Origin of the sequence: Flavobacterium sp. KACC 22758, from assembly GCF_028736135.1 — a bacterium.
GTDB classification, from domain to species: domain Bacteria; phylum Bacteroidota; class Bacteroidia; order Flavobacteriales; family Flavobacteriaceae; genus Flavobacterium; species Flavobacterium johnsoniae.
The window spans coordinates 1,507,345-1,522,279 of sequence record NZ_CP117878.1; the positions used below are offsets into that span (position 1 = coordinate 1,507,345).

The window sequence follows — 14,935 nt, forward strand, 5'->3', positions numbered from 1 at the left end:
TATGAAAAAAGAAACCTTACTACTACTTTGTTTTTTTACATTTTTTTTAAACTGTAAAGACAAAGTAAATGATGAAAAAATAGTCGACATTCAAAAAAAAGATACTTTAAATATTGATGTTGCAGAAATAAAAAACTTAATAAAGCTCCAGAAAAATGCAAACTATATAGATTATCGACCAGATAATCCTTATTTACCTACAGAAAAAGATCTTCTTGCTATTATTCCATTTGTAGAGCAAGGGTTAAAAAATGCAGGATATAAGACTTTATCAGATGCTGAATTTGAAAACAGAGCAAAGGATTTAGTAAAAGATAATAAAGTAAAAAAATATAATGCTTTTACTACTGTATTTGTAAATAAATTGGATAGAACTTCCGAAACTCTCAATGAACATGAATTTGATTTTGACTTAACAGATAATCAATTTGTTGTTAAAAAATATAATTTTATGATTCCAATGTTGTTTTTAAGAGATGTTATAAAAATAAATAAAGATAATAGCTATTCAATTAGTATCCCTCATTATATAGTTGCAAGAAATAAATATTTGTTCAATGACAGTCAAGCCGATTTAGACTGGCTTATGGTTAATGATCAGGATTTTTTAAAAAGCCTAGTTAATTCTTTAGGTTATGATAAAGAACCTAGAATCAACAAACTTTTATTAGAAGATTATTATGAAATGTACAATGGCTCTCAACCAACTGAAAAACAACTTATAGGGACATTTTTTTTTACAAAAGATTTGAATAATAATTTTTGTATCAGACAAGGCCTGGTAGACTATGTTAGAAACAATACTAAGGCAAACGATAATAGATTTATTTATGCTTTAAATTATTATAGTTTCGCTTTGTATGAAAAAGAATTAGGAGAAGAATTTGGAAGTAAAAATCCTTTTAAAATGTTTAATGATGTTGAAAAAGCTCATATTGCTTCTGTAATTGCAAGTATAGAAGTACCGGCAATTGTGAAATATAAATCAGAAAACCCTAGATTATGGAGTAATGCGGGATCTGCATTATATGATTTGCTTGTTGAGCATCCCGAAATTGAAGATATTATTGTAAAGAATAATTATTTTGGTATAAAGAACATGAAGCAGGTTTTAGAGGATACTATTGATGAAATTGATGTAGATAAAATTAAAAGAGGTGAAGATTTCTAGATTATGAAAAAACATGTCTTACTACTACTTTGTTTTTTTACATTTTTTTTAAGCTGTAAAGACAAAGTAAATGATGAAAAAATAGTCGACATTCAAAAAAAAGATACTTTAAATATTGATGTTGCAGAAATAAAAAACTTAATAAAGCTCCAGAAAAATGCAAACTATATAGATTACCGACCAGATAATCCTTATCTCCCTACAGAAAAAGATCTTCTTTTCCTAATTCCCTTTGTTGAGAGGGAATTAAAAAGGCAAGGATTTAAAACAATTTCTAATACTCAATTTGATAAAAAAATAAATTCTTTAATAAAAGACACTAAAATTAAAATAAAGAATCATGATTCATTTACGACTATTTTTACAAATGATTTTGATAAAAAAGACCAATCATTAGATGAGTATGAGTTTGAATTTGATACAGATAATCAATTTGCAATTAAAAAATATAATTTTTTGATTCCGATTTTGTTCTTGCAAGATATTATAAAAATAAAAAAAGACAATAGTTATTCGGTCACGATACCACATTATGTCGTAGCGAGAAACAAATATTTGTTTAATAACAGTAAAGGTGATTTAGATTGGCTTCTGGTTAATGATCAGGATTTTTTAAAAAATTTAGTGATTTATTTAGGATATGATAGAGAGCCTAGAATAAACAAGATGGTTTTAGAAGAGTATTATAAAACATTTAGTGGTTTTAGGCCTATTGAAAATGAGAAAATAGGAACATTTTTGTTTACAAAAGATTGGGAAAATAATTTTCAAGTGAGGAAAGGACTTGTAGAGTATATTAAAAACAATACCACTGTAAATGACAATAGGTTTATCTATGCATTAGATGATTATACTTTTCATTTGTATGACAAAGATCTAGATGGTATTTATGGAACTAATAATCCATTAAAAATGTTTAATCCAGTAGAGAAGGCTCATATAGTATCTATAATAGCGAGTATTGAGGTTCCTGCAATTGCCAAATACAAACCACAAAACCCGCAATTATGGAATTATGCAGGTTCAGCATTGTATAATATACTTGTTGAACATCCAGAAATAGAAGATATTATAGTAAAACATAATTATTTTGGTATAAAGAATATGAAACAGGTTTTAGAAGATACTATTGATGAAATTGATGTAGATAAAATTAAAAGAGGAGAAGATTTCTAGATTATGAAAAAAGAAACCTTACTACTACTTTGTTTTTTTACATTTTTTTTAAACTGTAAAGACAAAGTAAATGATGAAAAAATAGTCGACATTCAAAAAAAAGATACTTTAAATATTGATGTTGCAGAAATAAAAAACTTAATAAAGCTCCAGAAAAATGCAAACTATATTGATTATCGCCCTGACGATCCTTATCATCCTACAGAAAAAGATCTTCTAATTCTTATTCCATTTGTAGAGCAGGGATTGAAAAGTGCAGGATATAAGACATTATCAAGTAGTGAATTTGAAAACAAGATAAAAGATTTGGTAAAGGATAATAGATTTAAAGAATACGATGCTTTTACTACAATTTTTGCAAATACTTTAGATAGAACCAATAAAACCCTTAATGAACATGAATTTGATTTTGATTTAACAGACAATCAATTCGTTATTAATAAATATAATTTCATGATTCCTATGTTATTTTTAAGAGATGTTATTAAAATAAATAAGGATGATAGTTACTTAATCACTATACCTCATAACATTATTGCAAGAAACAAATACTTGTTTAATGAAAGCAAAGTTGATTTAGACTGGCTTTTGGTTAACGATAAAGACTTTTTGATGGATTTGGTTGTTTCTTTAGGTTATGATAAAGAGCCAAGAATAAACAAATTATTATTAGAGTATTATTATGGTATGTTTAATGAATCTGTACCTATTAAAGATGAGAAAATTGGAATATTTTTCTTTACAAAAGATTTAAATAATAATTTTTGTATCAGACAAGGTCTTTTAGACTATGTTAAAAATAATACTACAGCAAAAGATAATAGGTTTATTTATGCATTAGACAATTATGCCTATGCATTATATGGTAAAGATTTGGATATGATTTATGGAAGTGATGATCCCGCCAAAATGTTTAATGATATTGAGAAGGCACATATTGTATCTATAATCGCAAGTATTGAGGTTCCTGCAATTACCAAATACAAATCACAGAATCCTGAATTATGGAATAATGCAGGGTGGGCATTATATGATTTGCTTATACAGCATCCAGAAATAGAAGATATTATAGTAAAGAACAATTATTTCGGTATTAAAAATATGAAACAGGTTTTAGAGGATACTATTGATGAAATTGATGTAGATAAAATTAAGAGAGGTGAAGATTTCTAGATTATGAAAAAAGATGCCTTACTACTAGTTTGTTTTTTTACATTTTTTTTAAGCTGTAAAGACAAAGTAAATGATGAAAAAATAGTCAATACCCCGCTAACGACCGTCTCGTTCGTGATAATTAGTTTTAGATTAATTTGTAAAATTAATTTAGATTGTGTTCATCAGCGAGATGCTCGCGCCAGTATTCTCCAATGCAAATAATTAAAATTTTAAAACCCTTGAACTTATTTAAAGTCGAGGGTTTTTAATTTTATGACCATTCAAAATAAAAGTCTTTTTACAAAACAGAATACTTTTCTCACTTATTGAAGCTGGCGTTTTTTTGATATATTTGCAGTCCTAAATTACAGAATCATGAAATCGAAAAAACTTTTGCCCGTGCGGTATGGTGGCGGTATTGGAAACAACTGCAACGCTTCTGTAAGCGTAGGACACCTGTAGCTGTACGGGTTTTATATTTCCTTAAATTACAGAGTTATGAGTACAAACACCCTTTCAAGAAACTGAAAAAAGATTACTCACTTTTTTCAACACGACAGTCGATTCCGAAAAAATGGCAAAAGCAATCAGACAAGTTAATTTTGTCCTTGCTCTAGGTTTGATCAGGGAAAATGAAACCCTTCAACAAGAAATCAATAAACTCGAAAACAGTTTCTATTGGCTTAATGAATTAGCGGAGATATTGAATCCCTATTTGGATGTAGAATAATCGTTTTATTTATGTTTTTAAAACTTAAAACCTTTTTGATCTTTAAGATTAAAGAGGTTTGTTTTATGCTTTAAAAATTACCGTAGATAATAAGTTAATAGGGAATATATCTTTTAAGATTTACTATAAAAGAAAAGTCCAGTATAAATAAATATACTGGACTTTATTATTTTAAAAGTTTCTTTTGTAAACTATGAAGCAGCTAAAGGATTTCTTTGTGCTCTAATGATAAAGAAAAGACCAATTATAATAAAAGGAATACTTAACCATTGTCCTGTTGAAAATAAGCCTAATTCTTCTTCGATACCGCCCTGGCTTTCTTTTACAAATTCTACAATAAATCGAACTACAAATAAAAGTACCAGGAACAATCCAAATAAGTATCCTGATTTAAGTCTTGCATTGGTTTTCCAGTACAAGAAAAATAAAATAGCAAAGACAAAAATATAGCAAAATGCTTCGTACAATTGAGTTGGGTGTTTGGCAGGAACCTGTGCTAATAAATCAGCAAATTTTGGATTTGTTGCAATGGCATTATAAGCCTCTTTTGGATTGGCAATTTGTGTTGCGTTTACAGCCTCTGCTTTGCTGAACTGGTCATGTAAAAAACGAATTCCAAAAGCAGAAGTAGTTTCGTGGCCAATAATTTCTGAGTTCATGAAGTTTCCTAAACGAACAAAAATAGCACCGCTGGCAACCGGAATAACTACACGGTCTAAAATCCATAATAACGGACGTTTTAAGATCATTTTGCTGTAGTAATACATTGCCAGTATAATAGCAATCGCTGCACCGTGACTTGCTAATCCCTGAAAGCCTGTGAATTCGAATTTTGGTTCGAATTTGAAAGGCAAGAAGATCTCAAGTAAATGATTTCTAAAATATTCCCAGTCATAAAATATAACATGTCCTAAACGAGCTCCAATTAACGTTGCTAAAACAGTCCAGACAAATAATGAATCTAATTTGTCGATTGGCTCATTTTCGCGTTCGAAAATCTTTTTCATTAGGTACCAGCCTAAACCAAAAGCAATTACGAACATTAAACTGTAATAGCGAATCATAAAAAATCCTAAATCAATTCCTTCTGAAGGATTCCAAACGATGTTTAAAGGATGTGTCATATAAGGTAATTTTTTTATTATATTTTGTAAAAATAGATATTAAAAGCGGAGCAAATCTTTATAAAAAGTTAATGTTTGTGTGAACATTTCTTTTCTGGAACGGGATCGTAACCTGTTCTTCCCCACGGATGACAGCTTAAAATTCGTTTCATTCCCAAATAGCCTCCGTAAAATAATCCGTGAGTCTGCAGCGCCTGAATCATGTACGTAGAACACGTTGGTTCAAATCGGCATGAAGCAGGTGTAAAAGGTGAAATCGCAGTTTGATAAAAGCGTACTAATAAAACAAATGGCGTAATGACTTTCATGATTTATTAGATTTTTTTCTTTCTTAAATTGAGAAACTTGTTCCTTCTTTGCCGTCTTTTAACTGAATTCCAAGCGCAATTAACTGATCGCGGATTTGGTCAGAAAGTGCGAAATTTTTATCTGCTCTGGCTTGATTTCTCATTCCGATAAGCATGTTTACAACGCCTTCTAATTTATCGTTATTGCTGTCTGCAGCTTTCTCGTCGCTTAAACCTAAAACGTCAAAAACAAACGCATTAATGGCAGTTGAAAAAGATTTTAAATCTTCGGCAGAAATAGTTTCTTTTCCTTCTTTTAATAAATTGATATAACGAACAGCTTCAAATAATTGTGCAATTAAAATTGGGGTGTTAAAATCATCATTCATGGCGTCATAGCAAGCTTGTTTCCATGCTGCAAAATCAACAGAGCTGGAAGAACCTGCTTTTATTGCTGGTAAAGCTTCAAGAGCTTCCATTAATCTTTTGTATCCTTTTTCGGCAGCAGTAATTGCATCATCAGAAAAATCTAAAATACTTCTGTAATGTGCCTGAAGCATAAAGAATCTGGTTACTGATGCTGAAAATGCTTTGCTTAAAATCGTATTGTCGCCGCTTAAAATTTCTCCCGGTAAAATATTATTTCCGGTAGATTTTGCCATTTTCTTCCCGTTTAGCGTAAGCATATTAGCGTGCATCCAATAATTTACCGGCGATTGTCCTGTGCAGGCTTCGTTTTGAGCAATTTCACATTCGTGATGAGGGAATTTTAAATCCATTCCGCCGCCGTGAATATCAAAATGATTCCCTAGATATTTAGTACTCATTGCAGTACATTCTAAGTGCCAGCCAGGAAAACCATCACTCCAAGGCGAAGGCCATCTCATGATATGTTCTGGTTCTGCTTTTTTCCAAAGTGCAAAATCCTGCGGATTTCTTTTGTCTGACTGTCCGTCAAGATCACGGGTATTCGCAAGCATATCTTCGATGTTTCTGCCGCTTAAAACGCCGTAATTATTGGTTTCGTTATATTTTACAACATCAAAATAAACAGATCCGTTGGCTACATAACCAATTCCGGTATCGATAATTTTTTTGATAATCTCGATTTGTTCAATAATATGTCCCGTTGCAGTTGGTTCAATACTTGGCGGTAAAAAGTTAAAAGCTTTTAAAATGTCATGAAAGTCAACAGTATAACGCTGCACAACTTCCATTGGCTCTAACTGCTCTAAACGTGCTTTTTTGGCAATTTTATCCTCTCCTTCATCAACATCATCTACAATATGACCAACATCAGTAATATTTCGAACGTAACGAACTTTATAATCAAGGTGTAAAAAATACCTGAAAATCACGTCAAAAGACATAAAAGTCCTTACGTTTCCTAAATGCACATTGCTGTAAACCGTTGGTCCACAAACATACATTCCAACATTTCCTTCATGGATTGGTTTGAAATTTTCTTTTTCACCCGAAAGTGAATTGTATATTTTTAGTGGCTGACTGCTGTATAGTGGCATATTTTTTTTGATGTTTAATCATTTATTTGTTTAACCGTTTAATTGTTTGGTTCGTTTTGCTGTATAAACGTTTTATCGTTTTTATTCTTTTGTAAGATAATATTTTTTTAAACTATTTATCTGGTTACAGATTTTTTCGATTTTTTCACGAGATTCTACATATTCAGCTTCGGATAATACATAATTTAAATCTCTTGAAATAATTAAGTGATTCAAAGTTTCCATTGCTGATGAATACGAGATCGTTAAAAAATGAGCTTTATCTTTATTTGTATTTCTCGAAGTTCCTTCTGCAATATTAGTCGCAATTGATGATGAGCTTCTTTTTATTTGAGAAGTTATTCCGAACAATTCATTTGATGGAAATTTAGCAGTTAATTTATAAATATCCAAAATAAACATTCTTGCATTCTGCCAAACTTCAAGTTTCTCAAATGAAAAAACGTACATATTTTTAAGTTAAATCGTTTAACCGTTTATTTGTTTAACTGTTTTCGATTAAACGATTAAACAAATAAACGATTAACCCAATATTTAAAATTGTGTATCTAGTTTAATGTAATCAAGAAATTCTCTTTTTGTTTGAGGATCTTTGAATTTTCCGCCGAATTCAGAAGTTACAGTACTGCTTTCGATATCTTTGATTCCTCTTGAGTTAACACAAAGGTGTTTTGCATCGATAACGCAGGCTACATCTTCTGTTCCTAAAGCTTTTTGAAGTTCCTGAACAATCTGCATTGTTAAACGCTCTTGTACCTGAGGTCTTTTAGCATAATACTCAACGATACGGTTCATTTTTGATAAACCAATAACTCTTCCGCTTGAAATATAAGCAACGTGCGCACGTCCTATAATTGGCAGTAAGTGGTGTTCACAGGTAGAATAAACCGTAATGTTTTTTTCTACCAGCATTTCGCCATATTTGTAATTATTGTCAAAAGTTGAGGCTTTTGGCTGTTTTGCAGGATTTAAACCTCCAAAAATTTCTTTTACAAACATTTTAGCTACTCGGTTTGGAGTACCTTTTATGCTGTCATCAGTTAAATCCATTCCAAGAGTCTGCAGAATGTTTTCAACATCTTTTTTAATTTTTTCTATTTTTTCTTCATCAGTGATATCAAAAGCATCCTCTCTTAAAGGGTTTTTTGCATTACTGCTGAAATGACTGTCACCTATTTCGTCTAAAAAATCTTCGTTATTTATCATTAAAAACTACTATTATAATGGGTATATCTTTTTAAGGCGGTAAAGATAATTAATAAATGGGAAACCTTTTCTATCGTTTTTATTATTTAATCGATCCTTTTTAGATATAATTTAAAATTGTTCCAAAATACAAAAGACAATAACAGGAATCGTTATTGTCTTTTGAGAGTTTAAGTTTAGTTTGTTTTATCTATTGTTGTACACTAGTAAAGCCTCTTTTAAGATGTTTACTGCCGTAATTAGATCTTTTTTGTTTAAAACGTATGCAATTCGCACCTGATTCAATCCCATTCCCGGAGTAGAATAAAATCCTTTTGCGGGTGCAATCATAACAGTTTCGCCGTTTAAATTATAGCTTTCCAAAAGCCATTGAGCAAAATCATCAGAATCTTCAATTGGCAGCTGGGCAATACAGTAAAAAGCACCTTTTGGTTTCGTTACAATGACACCTTCAATTTTATTTAATTCAGAAATTAAGGTGTTACGACGTTCTTTATATTCGCCAATTACTTCGTCAAAATAACTTTGCGGCGTATCAATTGCTGCTTCACAGGCAATCTGCTCAATTGTTGGCGGGCTTAAACGCGCCTGAGCAAATTTCATAACAGTTGCCAGAACATCTTTATTTTTAGTAATCAAACATCCAATTCTGGCACCGCACATACTGTAACGTTTAGAAACAGAATCTACCATGATTACGTTTTGCTGTACATCTTCCAGATTCATTACAGAAAAATGCACATCATCTCCATCGTATAAAAATTCGCGGTAAACTTCGTCAGCAATTAAATATAAATCGTGTTTTTTAATTAATTCTGCTAATTGTTTAATTTCCGTTTCAGAATATAAATATCCAGTCGGATTACCAGGATTACAAATTAAAATAGCTTTTGTTTTTGGCGTAATTAACTTTTCTACTTCGTCAATACTTGGCAGTGCAAAAGCCGTTTCAATAGTAGAAACAAGAGGCACTACAGTTGCACTTGTAGAAGATGCAAATGCATGATAATTAGCATAAAATGGTTCCGGGATAATGATTTCATCTCCTGGATCTGTAATTGTGGCCAGTGCAAAAAGTAAGGCTTCAGAACCACCAGTTGTAACAATGATGTCTTCTGTGTTAACGTTTACATTTTGGCGCTGGTAAAAATGAGCTAATTTTTTTCTATAGCTTTCATATCCGGCAGACGGACTGTATTCTATAATACTCAAATCAATATTTTTTACCGCCTCGATGGCCACTTCCGGTGTCTTGATATCCGGTTGACCAATGTTTAAGTGATACACCTTGTGTCCTTTTTTCTTTGCTAAATCAGCATAAGGAGCCAGCTTGCGTATCGGTGATTCAGGCATGTTTCTGCCCTTTTGAGAAATTGTTGGCATGAGTATAAATTATTGAAGTGCAAATTTGCATTTTTTTTTCGAAATTAACGTAAACAATACGAGTACTTATAAAAATGTAACAATAATAAATATATTTGCTAATTTTATAATAAAATATTGCCAATGAAAAAATATATAGCCCTGTTTTTTGGCTTATTGCTGCCTTTTTGCTTAAAAGCTCAAGATAGTTTTACTATTGAGAACAATAAAAAAAAGGCTGTAATCCCTTTTAAATTGATAAACAACCTCATTTTTATTCCAATAAAAGTAAACGGAATCGAACTGAATTTTCTATTAGATTCAGGTGTCGAAGAAACCATTTTGTTTAGTATGGATGAAATGCAGGAAGTTAAATTTAATAATGTCGAAAAAATCAAACTTAGAGGGCTAGGATCTGAAAATGAAATTGAAGGTTTAAAATCAACAAAAAATACTTTTGAAACACACGGGTTACGATCAGACAATCATATGCTGTTTGTAATTTTAGATCAGAGTTTTAATCTTTCATCTCATATTGGTATTCCGGTTAACGGCATTATAGGCTATAAATTTTTTAAGAATAATTTGATTGAGGTTAATTACGAAAAAAAGAAAATTACGGTTCATACCGACAATGAATCTATTAGGAGAAGACTCAACAATAAGTTTAAATCTATTCCTATTACAATCGAAAAATCGAAACCTTATATTTATACAAATGCCGTAGTAGACAGTGTAGATATTAAAGCTAAACTGCTGATTGATATAGGTAATAGTGATGCTTTCTGGATTTTTGAAAACAATAAAATAAAGCTTCCAAAAAAGAACTTTCCAGATTTTTTAGGAAAAGGTTTCAGCGGTGATATTGAAGGACATCGTGCCAGAATAAAAATGTTTTCAATTGATGAATTTGATTTTAAAAAACCAATAGTAGCATTTCCGGATTCATCATCAATTCGAAATGTAAAAATGGTACCGGATAGAATAGGTTCAGTAGGGGGCGAAGTATTAAAACGATTTACAGTTGTTTTAGACTACAAGAACCAGAAGTTGTATTTGAAAAAAAACAATAAATTCTCAGAACCTTTTATCTATAATAAAAGCGGTATAACAATTCAGCACAACGGTTTACAATGGGTTCAGGAAACAGTTCATCTAGAAACTGTCAAGGTTGCAGGATCATTGAGCGAGGCCGAAATGGCAGCAAATAATAATGGCAGCGGAGGAAATTTTAGATATAAATTTTCTTTAAAACCAATTTATGAAATTGTAAATATTAGAAAAAATTCTGCTGCTGAAAAAAGCGGTTTACAAAAAGGGGATATTATAGTAAGTATTAACAATGAAAGACCTTATAAATATTCTTTACAGCAGATTAACCAGCTTTTAAAATCTGAACATGATATATGGATCACGATAGAAGTAGAAAGAAACAGTCTTATTTTAAAGTTTAGATTTAAGCTTGAAGATGAATTGTAGTTTCTTTTTTATGATTTTTTGATACGAAAAAATATTTACATATTAATATCTATATATTTAAAAAATTAATAAGAAAATTAAGTTTTTTTAGAAAGTAAGCACATATTTTATTATGTTTAACCAAAATAATAATTTATGGTCAAAAACTACATTAATTTCTTACAATTTTTATTGTTTTTTGTTTTTTTAACGGCTTTATCTCCAAAAATTTATTCGCAATGTGCTGGTAGTGATGGTTCTGTCACGATTTGCAACGTCGAAGATATTTCAAATAGATCAGTTTCTTTATTTTCTTTTTTAGGAGGAAGTCCTGTACCCGGCGGAACATGGTCTGATGATGATGGTTCCAGAGGTTTGAGTACTACAACAGGAATCTTAAATGCCCAAGCTATTAGGGCTGGGGGAACCTATCAATATACATATACAGCTCCTGGCGCGGGATGCACTGTGAATACGGCAAAAGTTTTGGTTACAATTGGTGCATTCGAAGGATTTCCAGCTCCATATGCAACAAAATGCAGTGATGAAAACACCTATAATTTGTTTTCTGCATTTAATAGTACAGTAATTAGTCCGCATACTAATGGAACATGGAGAGATAGTTCAGGTAATGTTATTCCTCCATTGCTTACTATAACCAACATGAATGGTAATTTTCAATATTCTTATACTGTACCGCCTGTTCCCGGATGCGATACAGCACCATTAACAACTTCAATAACACTTACTGTTATCAGGGCACCGCAACCGGGAATAGGTCGAGATTTGCTTTTGTGCGGCACCACTGATTTAGATGGTTATACTGCTTTTGATGTCAGTACCTTATTATCTGGTCAGGACCCTGATGGAAGATGGAGCGGCAGAGGCATAACCTCTCCTTCAAATCCGGTTGTCAATCTTAAACAAGTATTTGCAACATACGGACCTGGAGAGTATGCTTATAATTATACTGTTTTATCAGACAATGATAATTGCCCTGATAAAACAACAACGATGATAATCACACTCGAAAAAAGATTAGATTTTACCGGAGCCAAAATTGAAGTTGAGAAAAATATTTGCGAAAATGAAATAAACACTGCAACCTATTCAGCAACAATTACGCAGGGAGCAGAAGCAATACCAGATAATGAGTACAGCGTTACATTTAACGTGTCTGGACCAAATGGCGGAACAGAAACAATAAAAGCATTTTTTGTAAACGGAAAACTTAGTTTTCCTGTAAATTCTGCTTACTTTCGACAGGTTGGAGTTTTTCATGTAACCGTTACTGGTATTGTTGCTGTAGATAGTAAAGGAGCCTGCCGCAACATCATAAATAATTTAACTACAGATTTAGAAATTCATACGCTGCCTTATTTAGAGGGAGCTGTTTTAACTCCAGAACCCACATGCCAAAATAAAAATGCATTAGTACATCTTACCAATGCCTTACGTTTAGGAGACGGAAATTATAATATTCGGTACAATATAAGCGGAGATAATTCGGCATTAGGCCAAACGGCAAACATTACAGTTGCGGGCGGCAGTTCAAGTTTTATAGTTCCGGGAAGTTTAAATATAAAAAGCGGTGTATCAACTATTACTATTACGAATATTACAAACACAGCAACCGGCTGTACAAATACTGCCACAATTAGAGGAGACTTAATTATTAATCCTCTGCCCAATGCTGCAACAGTAAATGTTGTTGTAAATGATTATTGTTTAAACGATCCGGTTACGGTAACCGTTTCGGGATTAGGAACGTTGACTGATGTTACAGTGTCCTATATGCTTCAGGATAGTAATTTAAGTACTTTAGAATCTGTTGCCTTGTCTGTCACTAACGGAAAAGCCGATTTTGTAATACCTGTCGGCTTGCTTTTAAACACAGGATCTACAATTATATCAGTTTTGAATTTAAAAAATAATATCACCAATTGCGATGTCAATCTAAACAACGTTTTAGATAGTTTTATAATACATCCAATTCCGGTAAAACCAACTGTTAGTCCATTGTCTTTTTGTAAAGTCGATGAAGCAGCGGTAGAAAACTTAACTCCAAAGGGAAACCAATATAAATGGTATGATTCAGCAACAGCGACAACGCCACTTGCAGGCACAACAATTTTACAATCTGGAAATTATTATGTTAGAGAAACTTCAGTGGCTGGATGTACATCAGAGCCTGCAGAAGTTCCGGTTACAATAAACGATTCTCCCGTTCCCGTACTAAATTCAGACGGGCAGAATTTCTGCGGACTAACTAATCCAACTATTGGAGATTTGTCAAATAATACCAACATTCCAGCAACAGTAGTCTGGTATGATGCACCTGATAACGGCAATCTGCTTTCAGCTTCAACTCGTTTAACTGAGCAGGGAAGGTATTATGGATTTAACTTTCCAAATTCGGCTTGTTTTTCTTCAGAATATATTGAAGTTACTGTTGCATTAACAGATTGTGACAATGTGCCGAATGACTTTTTTATTCCCGATGGGTTTTCACCAAATGGAGACGGTATAAATGATTCATTTGTTATTAAAGATATTGAATTTCTATATCCGGATTATACACTTGAAATTTTTAATAGATACGGAAACGGAATGTATAAAGGAGATAAAAATAAACCCGCCTGGGACGGAATGAATTACGAAAAGAGCGGTATTGCCGGCGGTATTGCGCCAAATGGAGTTTATTTTTATGTATTGCATTTTAATAAAGATAACAAACCGCCAAAACAAGGCCGTCTTTATTTAAATCGATAAATCTCTTCTTTATATTATTTAATATAATTTTCAAATGAAAAAAATACTACTCCTTATAAATTTTCTCTTTTACGTATCAGTTTCTGCGCAGCAAGATCCCGAGTATACACATTATATGTATAATATGAGCGTTGTAAACCCGGCATACGCAACAGGAGTTCCGGCTATGATGAATTTTGGAGCCTTGTACAGAACTCAGTGGGTGGGCGCTGTTGGTGCTCCTAAAACGTTCACTTTTTTTGGACATACTGCCATTACAGATAAAATAGAAGCAGGTTTATCTTTTATTTCAGATGATATAGGTGACGGCGCTAAAAAAGAAAATAACATTTATGCCGATTTTGCATACGTTTTAAATCTGGGAGGGAAGAACAAACTCTCTCTTGGATTAAAAGCAGGTTTTTCGTCTATACAAAGTAATTTTAACGGATTTCGTTTTACAGATCCGCAGACAGATTTTGCTTTTTCTGAAAATATAAACGCAACAAAGCCAAACATTGGAGTTGGAGCTTATTATTTTAGAGACAATCTTTACGTAGGATTGTCTGCTCCTAATTTATTGAAATCAAAATACATTGAAGAAAAATCAGGAATTAATGCTTTTGGAGCCGAAGAAATACATACATTTTTAACCGCAGGATATGTTTTTCAGGTTAATAATATGTGGAAAATTAAACCTGCATTTATGTCAAAATTCGTAAAAGGCGCGCCAATTACTTTAGACGTTACGGCGAATGTTTTGTATAATGAAAAATTTGAATTTGGAGCCGCTTATAGAATAGATGATTCTGTAAGTGCTTTGTTTAATATTAATGTAACTCCTTCGCTTAGAGTAGGGTATGCTTACGATTATACGCTTACTAATTTTGGTCAGTTCAATTCAGGAACTCACGAAATTATGCTCCTCTTTGATCTTGATTTATTAGGAAAAGGGTTTGATAAATCTCCAAGATTCTTTTAAAATGAAAAAT

General features: G+C 32.0%; 13 protein-coding genes. 7 read left to right on the forward strand and 6 right to left on the reverse strand.

The window, feature by feature from the left end; all coding sequences use genetic code 11:
- Nucleotide 1 precedes the first annotated feature (1 nt).
- From PQ462_RS06405 to PQ462_RS06420, 4 genes are all read left to right on the forward strand, one after another.
- Entirely contained in the window at nt 2-1,171 is a 1,170-nt protein-coding gene (locus tag PQ462_RS06405) for a hypothetical protein (RefSeq protein WP_274252800.1), read from the forward strand.
- Nucleotides 1,172-1,174: 3 nt separating this feature from the next.
- On the forward strand, nt 1,175-2,347 hold the full coding sequence (locus PQ462_RS06410) for a hypothetical protein (protein WP_274252801.1): 1,173 nt from the start codon (nt 1,175-1,177) through the stop codon (nt 2,345-2,347).
- Nucleotides 2,348-2,350: 3 nt separating this feature from the next.
- Complete coding sequence (locus PQ462_RS06415; RefSeq protein ID WP_274252802.1) at nt 2,351-3,520, forward strand: hypothetical protein; 1,170 nt, start codon at nt 2,351-2,353, stop codon at nt 3,518-3,520.
- A 556-nt stretch (nt 3,521-4,076) separates the two neighbouring features.
- Entirely contained in the window at nt 4,077-4,232 is a 156-nt protein-coding gene (locus tag PQ462_RS06420; protein ID WP_274252803.1) for a hypothetical protein, read from the forward strand.
- Between the two features lie 191 nt (nt 4,233-4,423).
- Here PQ462_RS06420 and lgt read toward each other — a convergent pair whose 3' ends face one another.
- The 6 genes from lgt to PQ462_RS06450 all read right to left on the reverse strand — a co-directional run bounded on the left by lgt (nt 4,424) and on the right by PQ462_RS06450 (nt 9,755).
- Nucleotides 4,424-5,356, reverse strand: coding sequence for a prolipoprotein diacylglyceryl transferase (lgt, locus tag PQ462_RS06425; protein ID WP_012024332.1), 933 nt, complete (start codon nt 5,354-5,356; stop codon nt 4,424-4,426).
- 68 nt (nt 5,357-5,424) lie between these two features.
- Nucleotides 5,425-5,664: a membrane protein insertion efficiency factor YidD gene (gene yidD, locus PQ462_RS06430; protein WP_068843653.1), complete on the reverse strand. Its 240-nt coding sequence runs from the start codon at nt 5,662-5,664 to the stop codon at nt 5,425-5,427.
- Nucleotides 5,665-5,687: 23 nt separating this feature from the next.
- The gene (cysS, locus tag PQ462_RS06435) at nt 5,688-7,166 is read right to left on the reverse strand and encodes a cysteine--tRNA ligase (RefSeq protein WP_274252804.1); all 1,479 of its coding nucleotides are present in this window, start codon (nt 7,164-7,166) and stop codon (nt 5,688-5,690) included.
- 81 nt (nt 7,167-7,247) lie between these two features.
- A complete protein-coding gene (locus PQ462_RS06440) occupies nt 7,248-7,616 on the reverse strand; it encodes a four helix bundle protein (RefSeq protein WP_274252805.1) in 369 nt (122 codons plus the stop codon).
- 84 nt (nt 7,617-7,700) lie between these two features.
- Nucleotides 7,701-8,372 carry a GTP cyclohydrolase I FolE gene (gene folE / locus PQ462_RS06445; protein WP_012024336.1) on the reverse strand — a complete coding sequence of 224 codons (672 nt, stop codon included), beginning with the start codon at nt 8,370-8,372 and terminating at the stop codon, nt 7,701-7,703.
- Nucleotides 8,373-8,558: 186 nt separating this feature from the next.
- The gene (locus PQ462_RS06450) at nt 8,559-9,755 is read right to left on the reverse strand and encodes a pyridoxal phosphate-dependent aminotransferase (RefSeq protein WP_012024337.1); all 1,197 of its coding nucleotides are present in this window, start codon (nt 9,753-9,755) and stop codon (nt 8,559-8,561) included.
- Between the two features lie 123 nt (nt 9,756-9,878).
- Between PQ462_RS06450 and PQ462_RS06455 the strand changes: the two genes are divergently transcribed.
- The 3 genes from PQ462_RS06455 (at nt 9,879) to PQ462_RS06465 (ending at nt 14,925) form a co-directional block, all read left to right on the forward strand.
- Entirely contained in the window at nt 9,879-11,213 is a 1,335-nt protein-coding gene (locus PQ462_RS06455) for a PDZ domain-containing protein (protein ID WP_274252806.1), read from the forward strand.
- Nucleotides 11,214-11,348: 135 nt separating this feature from the next.
- Nucleotides 11,349-13,964: a gliding motility-associated C-terminal domain-containing protein gene (locus PQ462_RS06460; protein WP_274252807.1), complete on the forward strand. Its 2,616-nt coding sequence runs from the start codon at nt 11,349-11,351 to the stop codon at nt 13,962-13,964.
- A gap of 34 nt (nt 13,965-13,998) precedes the next feature.
- Nucleotides 13,999-14,925, forward strand: a complete 927-nt coding sequence (locus tag PQ462_RS06465; RefSeq protein WP_149208074.1) for a PorP/SprF family type IX secretion system membrane protein — start codon at nt 13,999-14,001, stop codon at nt 14,923-14,925.
- The last annotated feature ends 10 nt before the right edge of the window (nt 14,926-14,935 follow it).